Here is a 362-nt window from a genome sequence, read left to right on the forward strand (position 1 = left end):
CGACGATTTCTTCGAAAGCCTCGCCACCGACCAGCGCGGCCAGGCGGTCTGCGTGATCCTCTCGGGCACCGGCGCCGACGGCTCGGTCGGGCTGCGCGCGGTCAAGGAGCTGGGCGGCTTCTGCCTCGCGCAGGACAGCTCCGCCCGCTACGATTCCATGCCCAACTCGGCCGTCGCCACCGGCCTCGTCGATTACGTCTGCGCCCCCTCCGAGGTGATCGGCCACGTCACCCGCTTCAGCCGCACCGGAAGCCAGACGCTGGGCGCCGGCAGCGTCGAGGCGCCCAGCATCGAGAGCTTCTGCGCCGTGATCCGGCGGCTGACCGGGCACGATTTCTCGGGCTACAAGCGCTCCACCCTCG

At 70.7% G+C, this 362-nt stretch carries 1 protein-coding gene; it reads left to right on the top strand.

The features are described from left to right. Positions 1-362: chemotaxis protein CheB (locus CVV76_RS24500; RefSeq protein ID WP_332888555.1), on the top strand; the 362-nt coding region annotated here is incomplete at both ends.

The sequence above is a fragment of the Acidimangrovimonas sediminis genome (assembly GCF_002871005.1).
GTDB classification, from domain to species: domain Bacteria; phylum Pseudomonadota; class Alphaproteobacteria; order Rhodobacterales; family Rhodobacteraceae; genus Acidimangrovimonas; species Acidimangrovimonas sediminis.